Raw genomic sequence first — 18,964 nt, 5'->3', positions numbered from 1 at the left:
GCGGGCATGGAGAACGAGATCAGCGTGGTCGACGCCAAGGAGCGGTCCAGGTACGAGGCGGTCGGCCCGGACGGCAACCTGATGGGCTTCGTCGACTACAAGCTGTACCCCGGGGCGATCACCTTCCTGCACGCCGAGACGCTGCCCGAGTTCCGCGGTCGCGGGGTGGCCGGAACGATCGCCACCAAGTCGCTCGAGGACGCGCGGGCGCTCGGGCTGCAGGTCCGGCCGGCCTGCCCGTTCTACCAGGACTTCCTCGCCGAGCACACCGAGTACGCCGACCTGGTGAAGACCGCATGACCGGGCCGGTGCTGGGCAAGCTCGAGTGGCAGCCGGCGGCCGACGTACCGGAGTTGCTCGCGGCACCGGTCCGCGCGGCGCTCGGCGACATCGCGGCGTACGCCGTCGCGATCGATCCGGGTCTCGCGGACACGGCCGCGTTCTGCGCGGAGTACGACGTACCGATGGCGGCGTCGGCGAACTGCGTGATCGTGCACGGCAAGCGCGCCGGCGAGTCGACGTACGCCGCCGTGATGGTGCTCGCGACGCACCGGGCGGACGTGAACGGCGTGATCCGCAAGCACCTCGGCGTCCGGAAGATCTCGTTCGCCGCCCAGGACGACGCGGTCGGCACGACCGGCATGGAGTACGGCGGGATCACGCCGATCGGCCTGCCCGCGGACTGGCCGGTGCTGGTCGACGAAGCGGTCGCGAACGCCGGCCCGGTCGTGATCGGCAGCGGCGTACGCGCCTCCAAGCTGCTGCTCGACGGCGCCGACCTCGCGAAGCTCCCGACGGCCGTCGTGCTGCGGCTCGCCGGCTGACATGGGTTCGCTGCTGATCGCCGGTACGACGTCCGACGCCGGGAAGACGACCGTTGTCACCGGGTTGTGCCGCTGGCTGGCCCGGCAGGGCGTGCGGGTCGCGCCGTACAAGGCGCAGAACATGTCGAACAACTCGATGGTCTGCGCCGACGGCACCGAGATCGGCCGCGCGCAGTGGATCCAGGCCGTTGCCGCCGGCGCCGAACCCGAGGCCGCGATGAACCCGGTGCTGCTCAAACCGGGCAGCGACCGGCGCAGCCACGTCGTGCTGATGGGGGAGCCGTGGGGCGAGCTGTCCGCGCGCGGCTTCCTCACCGAACGCGCGGAGCTGGCCAAGGCGGCGTTCGCGGCGTACGACGATCTCGCGTCCCGGTACGACGTGGTGATCAGCGAGGGCGCGGGCAGCCCGACCGAGATCAACCTGCGGCAGTCGGACTACGTGAACATGGGCCTCGCGCAGCACACCCGCGCGCCGGTGGTCGTGGTCGGCGACATCGATCGCGGGGGAGTGTTCGCGTCGATGTTCGGGACCGTCGCGCTGCTGGACGCGGCGGATCAGGAGTTGATCGGCGGGTTCCTGATCAACAAGTTCCGCGGAGACGTGTCGTTGCTGCAGCCGGGGATCGACATGCTCGCCTCGGCGACCGGCCGGACGACGTACGGCGTACTGCCGTGGCTGCCGGAGCTGTGGCTGGACTCCGAGGACGCGCTGGACATTCCGGTACGGCGTACCTCCTCGGGGGAGCTGTTGACGATCGCGGTCGTGCGGTTCCCGCGGATCAGCAACTTCACGGACCTCGACGCGCTCGCCGCCGAGCCGACCAACAGCGTCTTCTTCACCACCAGCCCGGCCGAGGTCCGCGACGCCGACCTCGTAGTCCTCCCCGGCTCCCGAGCCACCGTCGCCGACCTCGCCTGGCTCCGCACCACCGGCCTAGCCGAAGCCCTCCAGGCCAGGGTCGCCAACCGCCTTCCAGTGCTGGGAATATGCGGCGGGTACCAAATGCTCGGATCATTCGTCGCCGATCCGCATGCGGTCGAGACAGGTGGTGATCACCCTGGACTGGGGTTGTTGCCGGTCGCAACCACCTTTGCCCGTGAGAAGGTGCTGCGGCGGCCGGCGGCGACGGCGTACGAGATCCACCACGGGACCGTCGAGGTGATCGACACCGCGGGAGGCGACCCGGGCGGTGGCGTCGTGCCGTTCCCCGGCGGCTGCCGTTCGGGGAACGTGTGGGGGACGATCTGGCACGGGTTGCTGGACGACGACGCGGCGCGGCACGCGTTCCTCACCGAGGTCGCCGGGCTGACCGGCAGACCGGCGCCCGACGGCACTGTCTCGTTCGCGGGACTGCGCGAGGATCGGCTGGACCGGTTGGCCGACATGATCGACGAGTACGCCGACACCGCCGCGCTCCTGCACCTCATCGAGCACGGCGCGCCGTCGGTCCCCTTCGTACCTCCGGGAGCGCCGTGAAGACCGTGCTGCAGGACTACCTCCAGGCGACCCGCGGGCTGATGCTCGCCAAGCTCGACGGCCTGAGCGAGTACGACCGCCGCCGCCCGCTGGTCCCGTCCGGTACGAACCTGCTCGGGCTGGTGAAGCACCTGACCGGCATCGAGTACGTCTACCTCGGCACCAGCGTCGGCCGCCCGCCGCGCGAACAGCTGCCGTGGGAGGCGGACGGTTCGGTCTGGGGTGGCGCCGACATGTGGGCGACGGCGGACGAGTCGACGGAGTACCTGACCGGGCTCTACCGGGAGGCCTGCGCGCACTCCGACCGCTCGATCGCCGAGCTCGACCTCGAGCACCCGGCGTCAGTGCCGCACTGGGCGGAGAGCCAGCGCAGTACGACGTTCGGCGCCCTGCTGGTGCGGGTGGTCGACGAGACCGCGCACCATGCCGGGCACGCGGACATCCTGCGGGAGCTGATCGACGGGCAGGGCGGCCGGGACGCGGACATGCTCGACGAGGCCGGCTGGTCCGAGTTCTACACGTCGATCCAGCGGGCGGCGGAGACGTTCCGCAATGGATGAGTTCGAGCGGGTGCGGGGCCGGCTGTTCGGGATCGCGTACCGGATGACCGGCACCGCGACCGACGCCGAGGAGATCGTCCAGGACGCGTGGCTGCGCTGGCAGGATGTCGACCGTACGACGGTCCGCGACCCGGACGGCTACCTCGCCAAGGTCGTCACGAACCTCTCGATCAGGCAGCTCACCTCGGCCCGCGCGCGGCGGGAGACGTACGTCGGCCAGTGGCTGCCGGAGCCCGTACTGACCGGGCAGTTCGACGCGCTCGGACCGCTGGAGGTCGTCGCGGAGCGGGAGTCGGTGTCGTTCGCGTTGCTGCTGATGCTCGAACGGCTGACCCCGGCCGAGCGGGCGGCGTACGTGTTGCACGAGGCCTTTGCGTACGGGTACCGCGACGTGGCGGAGCTGATCGGTACGTCAGAGGCGAACGCGCGGCAGCTGGCGTCCCGGGCCGGGAAGAAGCTCGCCGCCGAACCGCGGCGCGAACAACCGGTCGACCGCGCGGGCTGGCGGAAACTGGTCGAGCGGTTCATCGCGGCGGCCCGCCTGGGGGAGCTCGAGGAGCTGGAGCAGTTGCTGGCCGCGGACGTGGTGTCGCGGGCCGACAGCGGCGGCCAGGTATCGGCGGCCCGCAACGTCGTGACCGGCCGGGACAAGGTCGCCCGCTACCTGTCCGGTGCGGTACGCCGCTTCGGCGGCGACGTCCAGGCGTACCTGACCGAGGCGAACGGCGGCCCGGCCCTCGTGGCCGCCGGGCCGGACGGGGTGGTCGCGATCGCGTTCATCGCCGTCGGCGCGGAGGGCGTCACGCACGTGGAGTTCGTGATGAATCCGGACAAGCTGGCGTTCGCGACCGGGCAGCTGTCACAGATCGGAGGGCTGTCGGGTCTGACTTGGTGACGGAAAGGACACCAAGCGAATGACCTCGATACTCGTCACGGGCGGCACCGGCACGCTCGGCCGACCGACTGTTGCCCGGCTCCAGGGACACCAGGTGCGCGTACTGAGCCGGAGGCCCGGGCCGAATCGGGTCGTCGGCGACCTCACGACCGGCCAAGGGCTGGCTTTCGACGGGATCGACGTCGTCGTCCACCTGGCCACCAGCCAGGGCAAGCGGGACGTCGTGCAGACCCGGAACCTGCTCGCCGCCGCCTCCGGCGTACGGCACCTGATCGTGATGTCGATCGCCGGGATCGACCGCATCCCGTTGCCGTACTACCGGTACAAGCTCGAGGCCGAGCGCCTGGTCGCCGAGTCGGGCGTGCCGTACACGGTGCTCCGCGCGACCCAGTTCCACAACCTCGTCGACAAGGTGCTCAGCGCCCAGCGGTTCCTCCCCGCCGTGCTCGCGCCGGCCGTCACGCTGCAGCCGATCGCGGTCGAGGAGGTCGCGGTCCGGCTCGCCGAGCTCGTCGAACAGCCGCCGCTGAACGGTCGCGCCCCGGACATCGGCGGTCCGGAACGGCGTACGGTCGTCGAGTTGGCGCGGCTGTGGAAGGACGCGCGGTCCGTGCGGCGCGCGGTGCTGCCGGTGCGGGTGCCGGGGAGGACGTTCGGGGCGTTCGCTGCCGCGGAGGCGACGGTGGACGGGCCGGCGTACGGGAAGATCACCTTCGCGGAGTACCTGCGATGAGGGCCTATACGCGGGTGGTGCTGATCGTGTTCGCGGTGTTCGAGTTGATCCTCGGGCTGTGGCTGACGGTTCTGCCGAAGACGTTCTACGACCACGTGCCGACGGTTGATTGGGATCCGCCGTACAACGATCACCTGTTCCACGACTTCGGCAGCGCGACGCTCGGGATCGGGATCGTGCTGACCGCGGCGGCGATCCGGTTCGAGCGCTGGCTGGTGGCGGTCGCGTTGCTGGCGTACCTGGCGTTCTCGGTGCCGCACCTGGTCTTCCACCTCGGCCATCTGAACGGTGCCGAGCCAGGCTGGTCGGTTGTGCTCGGGGTTGGTGTGGGGCTGATGGCGCTGGTTCCGCTGAGTGCGCTGGCGGGAGTGCGCAAGCTCACTTGACGACCGTGACAGTGGAACTGTCACAATGGCCGGTATGGGTCCACTCGAGGGCGTGAAAGTGGTCGAGCTGGCCGGGATCGGCCCCGCACCGTTCGCGTGCATGCTGCTCGCCGAGCTCGGTGCCGACGTACTGCGGATCGACCGCCCCGGCGGCGGGCTCTCGATGGGGCCGCCGGAGCTGGACCTGGTGAACCGCGGCCGGCGGAGCGCCGCGCTCGATCTGAAGCAGCCGGCCGCCGTGGACGTCGTACGCCGGCTGGTCGCGCAGGCCGACGTACTCGTCGAAGGGTTCCGGCCCGGGGTCGCCGAGCGGCTCGGGCTCGGGCCGGAGGACTGTCACGCGGTGAATCCGCGGCTGGTGTACGGGCGGATGACCGGGTGGGGGCAGGACGGGCCGCTGGCGCGGACGGCCGGTCACGACATCGACTACCTGGCCGTCGCGGGCGCGCTGCACCTGATCGGCCGCGCGGGCGGACCGCCGCAGGTGCCGGCGAACCTGCTCGGCGACTTCGCGGGCGGCTCGCTGTACCTGGTGATCGGCGTGCTCGCCGCGCTGCACGAGGCGGGGCGGAGCGGGCAGGGGCAGGTGGTGGACGCGGCGATCGTCGACGGGTCCGCGCATCTGACCACGATGCTGCTCGGCGCGTTGGCGGCCGGGTCGTGGCGGCAGGAGCGTGGGACGAATCTGCTGGACACCGGTGCGCCGTTCTACGACGTATACGAGACCGCGGACGGGAAGCATGTCGCGGTCGGGGCGCTTGAGCCACAGTTCTACGCCGAGCTGATCGACAAGCTTGGGCTGGATGCGCCCGACAGGAACGAGCCGGCGCAGTGGCCGGAGCTGCGGAAGGTGCTGACCGAGAAGTTCCGCGAACGGACGCAGGCGGAGTGGACCGCGGTCTTCGACGGATCGGACGCCTGCGTCGCGCCGGTGCTGCCGATGGCCGCGGACCACCCGCATCTTGTTGCCCGCGGCACCTTTGTGGAGGTGGACGGGGTACGGCAGGCGGCACCCGCGCCACGGTTCGACCGTACGCCGACCCAGCTCGACCGGCCGCCCGCGCGACCGGGGGAGCACACCCGGGAGGCCTTGGCCGACTGGGGTATCGCCGACATCGACGGCCTGCTCGCGTCCGGCGCAGCCGTACAACTCTGAGAGGAACCGCCCGTGGAACGTCAGCTCTTCGACGCCGATCAGGATGCCTTCCGGGAGACCGTCCGGGCGTTCTGCGACAAGGAGATCGTCCCGCACCACGATGCGTGGGAGGAGGCCGGCATCGTTCCGCGCGCCCTGTGGGAGGCCGCGGGGGCGGCGGGCCTGCTCGGATTCATGATGCCGGAGGAGTACGGCGGGGGCGGAGCGCGGGACTTCCGGTTCAACGCCGTACTGATCGAGGAGCTGACCCGGGTGCGGGCGAGCGGGGTCGGGTTCACGATCCACACCGACATCAACTCGGCGTACCTGCTCGACTACGCGACCGAGGAACAGAAGAAGCGCTGGTTGCCGGCGTTCTGCTCGGGGGAGACGATCACGGCGATCGCGATGACCGAGCCGGGCGCCGGGAGTGATCTGCAAGGAATTCAGACCACCGCGCGCCGCGACGGCGACCACTATGTCCTCAATGGCCAGAAGACCTTTATTTCCAACGGAATTCTCGCCGACCTGGTGATCGTTGTCGCCAAGACCGATCCGTCCGCCGGTGCGCAAGGTATTTCGCTGATCGTGGTCGAGCGCGGAATGCCCGGATTCGAGCGTGGCCGCAACCTCGACAAGATCGGATTGAAGGCACAGGACACTGCCGAACTCTTCTTCGACGAGGTGCGGGTGCCGGTGGAGAACCTGCTGGGCGAGGAGGGCAAGGGCTTCGTCTACCTGATGGAGAAGCTCCCGCAGGAACGCCTGACCATCGCGGTGGTCGCAGCCGCCGCCTGCGAGAACATGCTCGCCGACACTCTCACCTACGTGAAGGACCGCAAGGCGTTCGGCCGCCCCATCGGCTCCTTCCAGAACAGCCGCTTCGTCCTCGCCGAACTGGCCACCGAAACCCAGATCGCCCGCGTCTTCGTGGACCGCTGCATCCAGGAACTCAACGCCGGCACCCTCACTGTGGCCGAAGCCGCCATGGCCAAGTGGTGGACCACCGAACTCCAGAAAAAGGTAGTGGACCGCTGCCTCCAACTCCACGGCGGCTACGGCTTCATGACCGAATACCCCATCGCCAAGGCCTACCTCGACACCCGAATCCAAACCATCTACGGCGGCACCACCGAAATAATGAAAGAAATAATCGGCAGAACCATGGGCATCTAGGAAAGGAAGGAAGGAAGGAAGGAGACAAAGACATTTTGGAGATGTGGTCGCCTTTGGTGTTCGTGTGAGGGCTTGGCTGGAGATCTGTTTAGGAATCAAAGAAGAGGGGAGGAAGGGGGGAAGCAGAAAGGAAATTGATAGAGGTTGAGCGCCTGTTGCATTCGATGTGCGGTGACGGTCGGGGATGGAGTCGCTAATTACTCCGCCATCGGTGAAGGATTAGATACCAGCTCACGCAGCCGGAAGGCGCTGATCTCAGGCGACCGGGGGTCGCGCCATACCGCGCTGCTGTGCTCGACGTAGCCCCAGATGCGTGTCGGTCCGCCTTCGCGGATCGACAGCACGGCCTACGAACCGACAGCACGGCCAACGAACCGTCCGTGATGTCGACCTGGGGCCGACGCTCAACACGGCGGCCCTGCGGGTGGAACGGCGAGTCAGGCAGGTGCTGATACCGCACGTGGTCCGGCGTGGCTTGTTCGGCATCGAGGACCGTCCGATCGCCTCGTCGCGGCAGTTGCGCAAGGCCTAGAGCACGGGCCCGAACTGCTCCAGCTGTGCGGACTGGAGTTTGATGCGACGACCCGAACTGGTACGTCGATCTGCCTCGAGGGAGTTCCGCTTGACTGGCGGCGGCGGACTGCACGTGGCCCGATGAATGAGGTGGGTCCCGTCGTGGTGTGCGGCGGGACCCGGTGCCTTGGGGCCGCGGTCACCCCTCCCTGCGGTCGCGGCGCGTCCGGGCCGGGGGCTGGGGCTTGTTGGACAGGCCAACACAGAGTAACTACGGAGGGCGCTCTCCGGGAAGGGGTGCGGGCGTTTGAAGCGGCTGACTCAATCGGTGGTGGGGGTGGGCAACGTGAGGCGGCCGTGCACGACGTCGGCGGCTACGTCGGTGAGGCGGCGGTTGGTGGAGCGGGCGTAGGTGCGGAGTGCGGAGAACGCCTGGTCGGGGGCGATCGACATGCTGTGGCTGAGGAACCCCTTCGCCTGCTCGATCAGGATCCGGCTGTTCAGCGCGTTCTGCAGTTGTTCGGTGACGATTTCCTGGTGGGCCAGCGCCCGCTGGTGCAGGATCCCGATGGTCGCCGCGTCCGCCAGCGCCTGCCCGAGCACGACGGTCTCCTCGGACAGCGGACCGGGCTCCCGGCTGAACAGGTTGACGGCGCCTAGCGTCGTGTCCCGCAGCCGCATCGGCAGCGCCTGCACGGACAGGTATCCGCCGTCCACCGCCGCCTCCGCGAAACGCGGCCAGGGACTTCTGCCGTCGCCGAGGTCGGCGTGGTGCACTGGAGCGCCGGCCTTGAACGCGTCCAGGCACGGTCCTTCGAGGTTCTGGAGCTGGACGAGCTCGATCAGCCGGGCCTGTTCGCTGGAGGCGGCGACCAGGTTCAGCGCGCCGTGGTGGTCGACGAGCAGGATGCCGCACGCCGCCACGTCCAGCAGTTCGGTGCAGCGGGCCGTCAGCCGGTCGAGGAACTCGATGATGTCGAAGTCCGCGACGAGGGTGTCGGACAGCTCGATGAACACCTCCCGCACTCTTCGGTCAGATGTGCTCATGAGTCGTCCTCCTGCTCCAACTCGGCATGCTGGGAGCCTGTCTCCTTCGTGTCGGCCTCGAGGCGAAGGCGGCCGGCCATCACGTCGGCGGCGACCGTCTGCAAGGACTGCCCGCTGCTGTACGCGTGGGCGCGCAGCCGAGCGAAGGCATCGGTGATGCTGACGGCAAGCTGCGCCGCCACGACTCCGACGGCTTGGTGGACCTTCGCGCGCCGCGCCGAGAACGTGGCTTCGATCAGTTGATCGGCGTCGGTCACGATTCCGCTGCGGTGGTCGAGCGTCAGGACGAGGAGCGCGTCGGCGTACACCAGCGCGTCCTGCAGCAACTCCGCGGGCAGCGCGCCGCGTTCGTGGCGGTACACGGTCAGTACGCCGACCTGTGCCGCGCCGAACCCGACCGGGAACGCGAACGCGGCGCCGATCCCGCGTTCGGTGGCACCGGCCGCGAACACGGGCCAGCGGCGGTCGGCTCCCGTCCCGGACAGGTCCGGTTCGAGGATCGGCGCACCGCTCGTGACGGCTTCGGCGCTGGGGCCTTCACCGAGGGTGAACTGCAGCTCGTCCAGCTCGGTCGCGGCGGGACCGCTGGAGAACAGCGGCTCCCAGACGCCGCCACCTCGCGTCATCGCGAAACCGGCACCGGCCGCGGACAAGGCGGACGCGCAGGCGTGGACCACGTGCTGCAGCGACGGGGGCATGCCGTCACGGTGCGCGGTAGCTCTGATCGCCCCCCACACTCTGGCGCTCCGGTCCAGATCCACGCATCCCGTCCACGTTCGTTCCGCCGCTCGGCGGATACTCAACTGTAGCGGCCTCGAACGCGTTGCAAGGCTCATCGGGACACGTGCTTCGAACTGTCGTACGGCGGCCGGATTCGGTGCCGCGGCCCACCCGGTACCCGCTTCGGCGATCCTCACTCGTCCACCGGCGGGCGAGCGCCGTACCATTCGCACATCAGAGCTTCCTCGGGGCAGGTGGCAGCAACGGAGGCTACCGAGGTCCGGGGCAGCGAGAGGTAGCAGTCTAGTCCTGCGTACAGGGACAGGGAGGGTCGCCATGGGGATCGTGTCCCCGGGGTTCACCGGACGGCGGCGGGGTGGCACGGAGCTGCCGCCGGGGCAGTACCTGACGCACGAGTTCCCGGTGCTGTCGGCCGGGCCGACGCCGCACATCCTGCCGGAGCACTGGGAGTTCACGGTCACCACCGAGACCGGCGAGAAGTACAAGTGGGACTGGGCGGCGCTGATGGCGCTGCCGTCCGAGGAGATCACCAAGGACATCCACTGCGTGACCCGCTGGTCGAAGCTGAAGACGAGCTGGCAGGGCGTCTCGCTGGACACGTTGCTCGCGGACGTCGAGACCGGCGCGGACTTCGCGATGGCGCACAGCTACGGCGGCTACACGACCAACGTGCCGCTCGACGACCTGCTCGACGGGCAGTCCTGGATCGCCTACGAGTACGACGGTGAGCCGCTCGACCCGGAGCACGGCGGACCGGCCCGGCTGCTCGTCCCGCACCTGTACTTCTGGAAGAGCGCCAAGTGGGTCCGCGGCCTGGTGCTGTCCGACACCGAGGACCTCGGCTTCTGGGAGACCGCCGGCTACCACGAGTACGGAGACCCATGGAAAGAACAGCGATACGCCGGCGACTGACGTGGCAGGTCGCCACGGTGGCCGACGTACGGCGGGAGACCGCGACGGCGCGCACGATCGTCCTGGAGGTCCCGGACTGGCCGGGTCATCTCGCGGGGCAGCACCTCGACGTACGGCTGACCGCTGACGACGGGTACCGCGCGTCCCGGTCGTACTCGATCGCGTCCGCGTGGTCCGAGGGCACGATCGAGCTGACCGTGGAAGAGGTCCCGGACGGCGAGGTGTCGCCGTACCTGGTCGACGTGCTGAAGGCCGGTGACCCGCTGGAGATCCGCGGACCGGTTGGCGGCTGGTTCGTGTGGAAGCCGGGTCAGGAAGGCCCGGTGCAGCTGATCGGCGGCGGCTCCGGCGTCGTGCCGTTGCGGTCGATGCTGCAAGCGGCTGCCGGTACGTCGACCCCGATGCGGCTCCTGTACTCCGTTCGCCGTCCGGAGTCGGTGATCTACGTCCGCGACCTGAAGGAGCTTGCGGCCGCCGACGACGTCGACGTACATCTCGTCTACACGCGCGAGGCACCGGCGGGGGAGTCGCGGGTGGGCCGGATCGACGCGGACGTGCTTGAGCGGTACGCGTTCGGCCCCGATGACGGCGCGACGACGTACGTGTGTGGTCCGACGGCCTTTGTGGAGGCGGTCGCGGACCTGTTGGTGGCAGCCGGGCACGACCCGGCCCGCGTCAGAACGGAGCGCTTCGGATGAACCACCTCGACGGCAATGCCGTGGCGGGACCGCTGAGCGAACTGTTCGCCGTGGACCTCACCGCCGCCATCGGCCAGTGCGACGGCTGCGGGCAGACCAACGTGTTCGCCGAGGCCCGCGTGTACGTCAACGCCCCAGGCACGGTGGCCCGCTGCCCGGGCTGCGACGCGGTGCTCCTTCGCGTGGTCACCACTCCGAACGACACCTACCTGGACCTCCGCGGGCTGACCTACCTGCGCATCCCGAACTAGCGCGGCTTGTTCTGCGTACGCCGGATCGTGTCCCGCTGGGTCTCGCCGACGGCACGTTCGTACGCGAGCACGAGGCCCTGGATCGTCACGGGCTTGAAGCGTTCGACGAGGTGCTGGATGTGTTCGGGCGGGCCGCCGGAGTCGCGGTAGTGCGGCCAGACCTTGGTACGGAACACCTCGGTGAGCTCCTCGGCGATCGCCCGGCCGTGCTCGGTGAAGATCCGGCCGGCGTCCAGCACCGCCTCGACCGGGAGGTCCAGGTCGAGCAGTTCGACGCCGAGGCTGAGGTGCGCAGTCGCCACCTGGAACACGTCCTCGTCCGGCGTCGGCTCCACGACTCCGAGCGCGACCAGCATCTCGATGTCGTCGTCGCTCAGCTCCCGGCCGGTACGCCGTACCAGGGCCGCCCGGTCGAGGGTCTCCGGGAGGTCGCGCATCCACGGCGTCAGCAGCGTCCGGTGCAGCGCGATGTCCTGCGGGGTGGCGTCGGACGGGATCCGGTCCAGGTACCCCTCGATCGCCTGCAGCGTGAACCCGTGCGCCTGCAGTTCCCGCACCAGGTCGAGCCGGGCGATGTGCTCGGCGCCGTAGTACCCCACGCGGCCGCGGCGGATCGGCGGCGGGATCAGGCCCCGGCCCGCGTAGAACCGCAACGTTCGCACTGTCATTCCAACGCGCGCCGACAGCTCGTCCACCGTCAACGTCGCGTCCCCCGCCACCTCGGACATGGCGGAGATCATAACGGTCCGCACTTGACCATCATGACAGTACAACTGTCACAATCGGCCTCATGAGTGACGCCTTCCTGTACGACGCGATCCGCACACCGCGCGGCAAGGGCAAAGCGGCCGGCGCGCTGCACGAGGTCAAGCCGATCCAGCTGATCACCGGCCTGCTGGGCGAGCTGCGGACCCGGCACCCCGGCCTCGACCCGGCCGCCGTCGACGACGTCGTCCTCGGCGTGGTGACGCCGATCGGCGACCAGGGCATGGACATCGCACGGACCGCCGTACTGATGGCCGGCTACCCCGAGACCACCGGCGGCGTGCAGCTGAACCGGTTCTGCGCGTCCGGGCTGGAGGCCGTCAACCAGGCGGCGCAGCGGGTGCGGTCCGGGTGGGAGGACTTCATCCTGGCCGGCGGTGTCGAGTCGATGTCGCGGGTCACGATGGGCTCCGACGGCGGCGCCTGGGCGATGGACCCGGAGACCGCGCTGCAGACCGGGTTCATCCCGCAGGGCATCAGCGCGGACCTGATCGCGACCATCGACGGCTTCTCCCGGACCGACGTCGACGCGTACGCCGCGGAGTCGCACGCCCGCGCCGCGAAGGCCTGGGCGAACGGGTACTTCGGGCGTTCCGTCGTACCGGTGGTGGATCGGAACGGGTTGCGGATCCTCGACCACGACCAGCTGGTCCGGCCGGGGACCTCGGTGGAGACGCTGGCCGGTCTGCCGTTGTCGTTCGCGGCGATCGGGGAGCACGGCGGGTTCGACTCGGTGGCGCTGGAGAAGTACCTGACCGTCGAGCGGATCGAGCACGTGCACCACGCCGGCAACTCGTCCGGGATCGTCGACGGCGCCGCGCTGGTTGCTGTTGGCAACGAGAAGGCCGGCGCGGCGCTCGGGCAGGCGCCGCGCGGCCGGGTGGTCTCGGTCGGGGTCAGCGGCGCGGACCCGACCATCATGCTGACCGGTCCGGCACCGGCGGCCCGGAAGGCGCTGGCCCGCGCGGGGCTGGACGTGGCGGACATCGACCTGTTCGAGATGAACGAGGCGTTCGCGGCGGCGGTCATGCACTTCATGAAGGATCTCGGCGTACCGCACGAGAAGGTGAACGTGAACGGCGGCGCGATCGCCCTCGGGCACCCGCTCGGCGCCACCGGCGCGATGCTGATCGGAACCCTGCTGGACGAACTGGAGCGGCGTGAGCTCCGGTACGGACTGGCCACCCTGTGCGTCGGCGGCGGGATGGGCGTCGCGACGATCATCGAAAGGCTTGCCGCATGATCGAGTGGAAGAACGACGCGGGCGTGGTCACGCTGACGCTGAACGATCCCGACGCGTCGGCCAACACGATGAACGACGCGTACGTCGAGGCGATGGGCCGGACTGTCGAGCGGCTGGTCGCGGAGAAGGCGCTGCTCAAGGGCGTGATCGTGACGTCGGCCAAGTCGACGTTCTTCGCCGGCGGGAATCTGCAGCAGCTCGCGCGGATCCAGCCGTCGGACGCCGCGCAGGTGTTCGAGACGGTCGAGGAGGTCAAGCGGCAACTGCGCGCCCTGGAGACCCTCGGCGTACCGGTGGTTGCCGCGATCAACGGGTCGGCGCTCGGCGGCGGGCTGGAGATCGCGCTCGCCTGCCACCACCGGATCGTTGCCGACGACAACCGTATTGAGCTCGGCGTACCGGAGGTGACGCTCGGCCTGCTGCCCGGCGGCGGGGGAGTGACCCGGACGGTGCGAATGCTCGGCCTGCAGGACGCGCTGATGAAGGTGCTGCTCCAGGGCCAGCGGATGAAGCCCGCGCACGCGTTGTCGGTCGGCATCGTCGACGAGGTCGTTCCTGCCGACGAGCTGCTGGACGCCGCGCGCCGGTGGATCACGTCGTACGACGGTGACGCGAAGCAGCCGTGGGACCGGGACGGGTACAAGATCCCGGGCGGTACGCCGGCCTCGCCGAAGCTGGCCGCGTTCCTGCCGGCGTTCCCGGCGAACCTGCGCAAGCAGCTTAAGGGCGCGCCGTATCCGGCGCCGCGGGCGATCATGAGCGCCGCCGTCGAGGGCAGCCAGGTCGACTTCGAGACCGCCTCCCGGATCGAGTCCCGGTACTTCGTGTCGCTCGCCACCGGCCAGATCGCGAAGAACATGATCCAGGCGTTCTTCTTCGACCTGCAGTCGATCAACGCCGGCGGCTCGCGGCCGGACGGCGTACCGGCGTACCGGGCGCGCAAGGTCGGCGTACTGGGGGCCGGGATGATGGGCGCCGGAATCGCTTACGTGTGCGCCAAGGCCGGTATCGAGGTTGTGCTCAAAGATGTTTCTTTGGAGGCGGCCGCGCGCGGAAAGGAATACTCCGAGAAGCTGCTGGCCAAGCAGGTCGCCAAAGGCCGGACGACCGCGGCCGAGGTGGAGGAATTCCTCAGCCGGATCACGCCGACCGGCGACCCGAACGATCTGGCCGGCTGCGACCTGGTGATCGAGGCCGTGTTCGAGGACGGCGGGCTGAAGCAGAAGGTGTTCGCCGAGATCGCCGGCGTGGTCGAGCCGGACGCACTGCTCTGCTCGAACACCTCGACGCTCCCGATCACCGCGCTCGCCGACGGCATCGACCGGCCGGACGACTTCATCGGCATGCACTTCTTCTCGCCGGTGGACCGGATGCCGCTGGTCGAGCTGATCGCCGGCGCCAAGACCTCGGACCGGGCGATCGCGCAGGCCTACGACGTCGTACGGCAGATCAAGAAGACGCCGATCGTGGTCAACGACAGCCGCGGGTTCTTCACCTCGCGGGTGTTCGGCACCCTGGTGATGGAAGGCGCCGCGATGGTCGCCGAGGGCGTCGACCCGGTGATGATCGAACGGGCCGCGACCCAGGCGGGGTTCCCCGCGCCGCCGCTGGCGATGCTGGACGAGGTCACGCTGACGCTGCCGCAGAAGATCCGCGACGCGGCCCGGGCCGCCGGCGACAGCGCCGGCGCGTTCGACGAGCACCCGGGGATGGCCGTCGCCGATCGGCTCGTCAACGAGTTCGGCCGTCGCGGGAAGGCCGCGGGCGCCGGGTTCTACGACTACCCGGTGGACGGGCCGAAGCGGTTGTGGCCGGGGCTGTGGGAGCACTTCCCAACCGGGGCTGACGTACCGCTGATCGATCTCCAGGAGCGGATGCTGTTCGCGATGGCGCTGGAGACCGTGAAGTGCCTGGACGAGGGCGTGCTGCGGTCGGTGCCGGACGCCAACATCGGGTCGATCTTCGGCATCGGATTCCCGCCGCTGCACGGCGGGGCGTTGCAGTACGTGAACGCGTACGGACTCAGCGCATTCACCGAACGGGCGCGCGCGCTGGCAGCGACGTACGGCGAACGGTTCGAGCCGCCCGCCCTGCTCGTCCGCAAGGCTGCCGCGGGGGAGCTGTTCGGCTGATCACGAGCCGGTACCAACTACACACGATCAAACAAAGAACAGCGCGTCCGGTCTTGCGCCGGGCGCGCTTTTGAGACATTGTGCTGGCACTTCTACAACGATTGACTTGCAGCACCGTGTGCCAGAACTCGGAGATGCTTAACGCCGTTAAGTACCTCGGAACCGTGCGTCGTACCCCTGCGACGTTCCCTCTCGGGAAGGTGGAATTCATGCCTGCTCATGTTCCGAACGCCGGCCTGTCCCGGCGCGATCTGCTGAAGCGGACCGGTGGACTCGCCGCGCTCGCCGCGTTCACCGCGGCCTGCGGCGGCAATACCGGCCGACCGTCGTCCGGTGGGGGTGGTGGGGGGTCCAAAGCCAGCCTCTCGCAGTGGTACCACCAGTACGGCGAGACCGGGACCCAGCAGGCAGCACTGAAGTACGCGAAGGCCTACACCGACGCGAACGTCACCGTGCAGTGGACCCCGGGCGACTACGGCAGCAAGCTCTCCGCGGGCCTGCTGTCGAACAAGGGCCCCGACGTGTTCGAGAGCCAGCTGAACATCAGCATGGTGAAGAGCAACCAGGTGGTCGCGCTCGACGACATCATCGCCGACGTCAAGGACGACTTCCTCCCGGGCGACCTGGCCACGAACACCGTGGACGGGAAGATCTACGGGATCCGGATGATCATCGACCCGCAGGTCATCTACTACCGCAAGTCGCTGCTGGACGCGAAGGGCATCAAGCCGCCGGAGACCATCGACGACCTGATCGCGGCGGCCAAGGAACTCACCACCAACAAGGTGAAGGGCATGTTCGTCGGCAACGACGGCGGCCTCGCCCTCGGCTCGCCGGCGCTCTGGGCGGCCGGTGGCGACCGGCTCACCAAGGACCACAAGCCGGGCTTCTCCGGTGACGGTCCCGCGAAGATGTTCGGCAAGCTGCACGAGCTGTACGCCAGCAAGAGCATCCTGCTCGGCTCGCCGACCGACTGGACCGACCCGAGCGCGATCAACCAGGGCCTGTGCGCGATGCAGTGGATCGGCATGTGGGCGGTACCGGGCATGCAGAAGGCGCTCGGCGACGACCTCGGCGTGATCCCGTTCCCGGCCCTCGACGCGTCGAACAAGCCGGCCGTGTACTCCGGCGGCTGGACCCAGTTCGTGTCCGCGAAGAGCGCCAACGTCGACGCGGCGAAGAAGTTCGTGAAGTGGCTGTGGATCGACCAGACCGCCGACCAGGAGGACTGGTCGCTGAGCTACGGCTTCCACATCCCGCCGCGCAAGAGCGTCGCGGCCAAGGCAGCCAAGCTGCAGAGCGGTGTCGCGGCCGACACGGTGAAGCTGACCCAGGACTACGGTCACACCGACGACCCGGCCTGGACCCCGAAGATGGGTACGGCGTTCGGCGACATGCTGACCAACATCATCAAGAAGGGAGCCGACCCAGCCGCCGAGATCACCAAGGCGGAGAAGACCGTCAACGACGAACTGCAGCGGTTGTTCGGATGAGCTCAACTGTCAGGACACGCACGGACCCCGCGGCAGCTGGTGAGCGGCGGGGTGCACGGCGCCGACAGAAGGGGATCAAGGGGAACGCCCTGTGGTTCTGGGTGTTCGTCGGCCCGTTCGTGCTCGGGCTGCTGATCTTCTCGTACCTGCCGATCATCTGGAGCCTGGTCCTCAGCTTCTTCGAGGCGTACAACACCGCGACGCCGTCGAAGTTCGTCGGGCTCCGCAACTACATCGACATGCTCACCGACCAGAACTTCCTGTCCAGCCTGGGCACGTTCACGATCTTCGCGGTGTTCATCGTGCCGCTGACGTTCGTGCTCTCGCTGGCGCTGGCGCTGCTGGTCAACCAGGTGAAGATCGCGCGGGCGTTCTTCCGGTCGGTGTTCTTCCTGCCGACCGCGTGCTCGTACGTCGTCGCGTCGCTGATCTGGCGGCTGTCGATCTTCAACGGCGTCCGGTTCGGCCTCGCGAACACGGTGCTCGGCTGGTTCGGGATCGACAACATCGCGTGGCTGTCGACGGTGTCGCCGCCGTGGTACTGGCTGCCGCTGGTGACGGTGCGGCTGTGGCTGCAGCTCGGGTTCTACATGATCCTGTTCATCGCCGGCCTGCAACGGATCTCGCCGACGCTGTACGAGGCGGCGTACGTCGACGGGGCGAAGCCCGGGTGGCAGATCTTCCGGTACATCACCCTGCCCCAGCTGCGGGCGACCTCGGTCGCCGTACTGATCCTGAACCTGATCGCGGCGTACCAGGCCTTCGACGAGTTCTACAACCTGATCGGCAACGTGAACTACGCGCGGCCGCCGCTGGTCTACCTGTACGGCATCTCGCTCGGCTCGATCCAGGACCTCGGGCACGGCTCGGCCGGCGCGCTGATCCTGGCCGTCATCATCATGCTCGTGACCCTGCTGCAGAGCCGGATCTTCGGCTTCGGAAAGGCGGGCGACTGATGGCCGACGCCGAACGTACGACCGGTACGCCGAAGCCGATCGGCTTCACCCAGACCCCGCTCGGCCGGGTCGGGACCGGGCTGCGCTGGATCGCGCTGTTCATCGCGGTGGTGCTGTTCCTGCTGCCGTTCTACCTGATCCTGCGCAACGCGCTGTCGACTGAGGCCGACATCACCGCGCCGACGTGGACGCTGTTCCCGTCGCATCTGCAGTGGGGCAACATCAGCGAGCTGTTCAATGACACGACCGTGCCGATGGCGCGGGCGTTGTTCAACTCGGCCGTCGTGGGTGTGCTGGGCACCGCGGGACAGTTGCTGCTGGCATCGATGGCGGGATATGGGCTGGCTCGCATTCCCTATCGGCACGCGGACAAGATCTTCTACGCGATCGTGGCGACGCTGATGATCCCGGGCGCCGTGACGTTCATCCCGTCGTTCATCGTGGTGTCGTCGCTCGGATGGGTGTCCTCGCTGCGGGGGCTGATCATTCCGACGTTGTTCAGCGGGTTCGCGGCGTTCCTGTTCCGGCAGTACTTCCTCGGGTTCCCGCGGGAGCTGGAGGAGGCGGCGCGGGTGGACGGCGCCGGGTACTTCGGGGTGTTCTGGCGGATCGTCGTACCGAACTCCCTGCCGTTCTTCGCGGCGCTCGCGGCGATCACGTTCATCGGCAACTGGAACTCGTTCCTGTGGCCCCTCGTGATCGGCCAGGACTCGTCGTCGTGGACCATCCAGGTCGCGATGTCGACGTTCATCACCGCCCAGACGATCAACATCCACGAACTGTTCATGGCGGTCGCGGTGTCGATCCTCCCGCTGGTACTCATCTTCGCCTTCCTCCAGCGCTACCTCATCCAGGGCGTCACCCAGTCCGGCATCAAAGACTGACCGAACCCGGCGGGGAGCCCCCACGCTCCCCGCCCTACAAACGCCACCGCTCCACGGCGCCCGACCTATTGGCGCGGCCGCTGCTACCGGGCGGGTGCGCTGGGCGATGTGCGTGCGCCGTGGGGTTCGGGTGGTGGAGCGCA

Annotated in this window: 20 protein-coding genes; 17 read left to right on the top strand and 3 right to left on the bottom strand. The window is 68.8% G+C overall.

The genetic code is table 11. From position 1 onward, the window contains the following. The first annotated feature begins 6 nt into the window (after window positions 1-6). The 9 genes from ACQHIV_RS12485 to ACQHIV_RS12445 are packed head-to-tail and all read left to right on the top strand — an operon-like array spanning window position 7 to window position 7,186. Window positions 7-300 carry a GNAT family N-acetyltransferase gene (locus tag ACQHIV_RS12485; RefSeq protein ID WP_427893844.1) on the top strand — a complete coding sequence of 98 codons (294 nt, stop codon included), beginning with the start codon at window positions 7-9 and terminating at the stop codon, window positions 298-300. After that, window positions 297-824 (top strand): YbaK/EbsC family protein, encoded by a 528-nt coding sequence (locus ACQHIV_RS12480; protein ID WP_427893842.1) that lies wholly within the window; start codon window positions 297-299, stop codon window positions 822-824. The genes ACQHIV_RS12485 and ACQHIV_RS12480 overlap by 4 nt, the downstream gene beginning before the upstream one ends. A 1-nt stretch (window position 825) precedes the next feature. Next, window positions 826-2,301, top strand: a complete 1,476-nt coding sequence (locus ACQHIV_RS12475) for a cobyric acid synthase (protein WP_427893841.1) — start codon at window positions 826-828, stop codon at window positions 2,299-2,301. Further along, window positions 2,298-2,861 carry a DinB family protein gene (locus ACQHIV_RS12470; RefSeq protein ID WP_427893839.1) on the top strand — a complete coding sequence of 188 codons (564 nt, stop codon included), beginning with the start codon at window positions 2,298-2,300 and terminating at the stop codon, window positions 2,859-2,861. The genes ACQHIV_RS12475 and ACQHIV_RS12470 overlap by 4 nt, the downstream gene beginning before the upstream one ends. Continuing rightward, window positions 2,854-3,756 carry an RNA polymerase sigma factor SigJ gene (sigJ, locus tag ACQHIV_RS12465; protein WP_427893837.1) on the top strand — a complete coding sequence of 301 codons (903 nt, stop codon included), beginning with the start codon at window positions 2,854-2,856 and terminating at the stop codon, window positions 3,754-3,756. Before ACQHIV_RS12470 ends, sigJ begins: the two co-directional genes overlap by 8 nt. A gap of 19 nt (window positions 3,757-3,775) precedes the next feature. Beyond that, complete coding sequence (locus ACQHIV_RS12460) at window positions 3,776-4,489, top strand: SDR family oxidoreductase (protein ID WP_427893835.1); 714 nt, start codon at window positions 3,776-3,778, stop codon at window positions 4,487-4,489. Beyond that, window positions 4,486-4,875 (top strand): DUF4345 family protein, encoded by a 390-nt coding sequence (locus tag ACQHIV_RS12455; RefSeq protein ID WP_427893833.1) that lies wholly within the window; start codon window positions 4,486-4,488, stop codon window positions 4,873-4,875. The genes ACQHIV_RS12460 and ACQHIV_RS12455 overlap by 4 nt, the downstream gene beginning before the upstream one ends. Before the next feature lie 34 nt (window positions 4,876-4,909). After that, on the top strand, window positions 4,910-6,031 hold the full coding sequence (locus tag ACQHIV_RS12450) for a CaiB/BaiF CoA transferase family protein (protein ID WP_427893831.1): 1,122 nt from the start codon (window positions 4,910-4,912) through the stop codon (window positions 6,029-6,031). Between the two features lie 12 nt (window positions 6,032-6,043). Next, complete coding sequence (locus tag ACQHIV_RS12445; RefSeq protein ID WP_427893829.1) at window positions 6,044-7,186, top strand: acyl-CoA dehydrogenase family protein; 1,143 nt, start codon at window positions 6,044-6,046, stop codon at window positions 7,184-7,186. A gap of 834 nt (window positions 7,187-8,020) precedes the next feature. Here the strand turns inward: ACQHIV_RS12445 and ACQHIV_RS12440 are convergent. Continuing rightward, the gene (locus ACQHIV_RS12440; RefSeq protein ID WP_427893827.1) at window positions 8,021-8,746 is read right to left on the bottom strand and encodes a GAF and ANTAR domain-containing protein; all 726 of its coding nucleotides are present in this window, start codon (window positions 8,744-8,746) and stop codon (window positions 8,021-8,023) included. Next, the gene (locus tag ACQHIV_RS12435; protein ID WP_427893825.1) at window positions 8,743-9,444 is read right to left on the bottom strand and encodes a GAF and ANTAR domain-containing protein; all 702 of its coding nucleotides are present in this window, start codon (window positions 9,442-9,444) and stop codon (window positions 8,743-8,745) included. The genes ACQHIV_RS12440 and ACQHIV_RS12435 overlap by 4 nt, the downstream gene beginning before the upstream one ends. Window positions 9,445-9,802: 358 nt before the next feature. Here ACQHIV_RS12435 and ACQHIV_RS12430 point away from each other — a divergent pair, with 358 nt between their 5' ends. From ACQHIV_RS12430 to ACQHIV_RS12420, 3 genes are read left to right on the top strand one after another with little or no spacing between them, the layout of a single operon-like run. Next, entirely contained in the window at window positions 9,803-10,399 is a 597-nt protein-coding gene (locus ACQHIV_RS12430; RefSeq protein ID WP_427893823.1) for a sulfite oxidase-like oxidoreductase, read from the top strand. Further along, the gene (locus ACQHIV_RS12425) at window positions 10,369-11,097 is read left to right on the top strand and encodes a ferredoxin reductase (RefSeq protein WP_427893822.1); all 729 of its coding nucleotides are present in this window, start codon (window positions 10,369-10,371) and stop codon (window positions 11,095-11,097) included. The genes ACQHIV_RS12430 and ACQHIV_RS12425 overlap by 31 nt, the downstream gene beginning before the upstream one ends. Then, on the top strand, window positions 11,094-11,348 hold the full coding sequence (locus ACQHIV_RS12420) for a DUF6510 family protein (protein WP_427893820.1): 255 nt from the start codon (window positions 11,094-11,096) through the stop codon (window positions 11,346-11,348). The genes ACQHIV_RS12425 and ACQHIV_RS12420 overlap by 4 nt, the downstream gene beginning before the upstream one ends. On the opposite strand, the gene ACQHIV_RS12415 is transcribed toward ACQHIV_RS12420, so the two are convergent. Continuing rightward, on the bottom strand, window positions 11,345-12,076 hold the full coding sequence (locus tag ACQHIV_RS12415) for a MerR family transcriptional regulator (protein WP_427893818.1): 732 nt from the start codon (window positions 12,074-12,076) through the stop codon (window positions 11,345-11,347). The two genes, ACQHIV_RS12420 and ACQHIV_RS12415, sit on opposite strands and share 4 nt — an antisense overlap. A gap of 62 nt (window positions 12,077-12,138) precedes the next feature. On the opposite strand from ACQHIV_RS12415, the gene ACQHIV_RS12410 reads away from it, so the two are divergent. The 5 genes from ACQHIV_RS12410 to ACQHIV_RS12390 all read left to right on the top strand — a co-directional run bounded on the left by ACQHIV_RS12410 (window position 12,139) and on the right by ACQHIV_RS12390 (window position 18,821). Further along, on the top strand, window positions 12,139-13,356 hold the full coding sequence (locus tag ACQHIV_RS12410) for an acetyl-CoA C-acetyltransferase (RefSeq protein ID WP_427893816.1): 1,218 nt from the start codon (window positions 12,139-12,141) through the stop codon (window positions 13,354-13,356). Beyond that, entirely contained in the window at window positions 13,353-15,488 is a 2,136-nt protein-coding gene (locus ACQHIV_RS12405; RefSeq protein ID WP_427893815.1) for a 3-hydroxyacyl-CoA dehydrogenase NAD-binding domain-containing protein, read from the top strand. The genes ACQHIV_RS12410 and ACQHIV_RS12405 overlap by 4 nt, the downstream gene beginning before the upstream one ends. A 209-nt stretch (window positions 15,489-15,697) precedes the next feature. Then, window positions 15,698-16,981: an ABC transporter substrate-binding protein gene (locus ACQHIV_RS12400; RefSeq protein ID WP_427893813.1), complete on the top strand. Its 1,284-nt coding sequence runs from the start codon at window positions 15,698-15,700 to the stop codon at window positions 16,979-16,981. Then, window positions 16,978-17,937 (top strand): carbohydrate ABC transporter permease, encoded by a 960-nt coding sequence (locus ACQHIV_RS12395; RefSeq protein ID WP_427893811.1) that lies wholly within the window; start codon window positions 16,978-16,980, stop codon window positions 17,935-17,937. Before ACQHIV_RS12400 ends, ACQHIV_RS12395 begins: the two co-directional genes overlap by 4 nt. Then, window positions 17,937-18,821 carry a carbohydrate ABC transporter permease gene (locus ACQHIV_RS12390; RefSeq protein WP_427893809.1) on the top strand — a complete coding sequence of 295 codons (885 nt, stop codon included), beginning with the start codon at window positions 17,937-17,939 and terminating at the stop codon, window positions 18,819-18,821. Before ACQHIV_RS12395 ends, ACQHIV_RS12390 begins: the two co-directional genes overlap by 1 nt. Window positions 18,822-18,964 lie beyond the last annotated feature (143 nt).

The organism is Kribbella polygonati (assembly GCF_050320105.1).
Taxonomy (GTDB): Bacteria; Actinomycetota; Actinomycetes; order Propionibacteriales; family Kribbellaceae; genus Kribbella.
The sequence above is the reverse complement of the archived record's forward strand: the minus strand, read 5'-3'. Positions and strand labels throughout refer to the sequence as shown.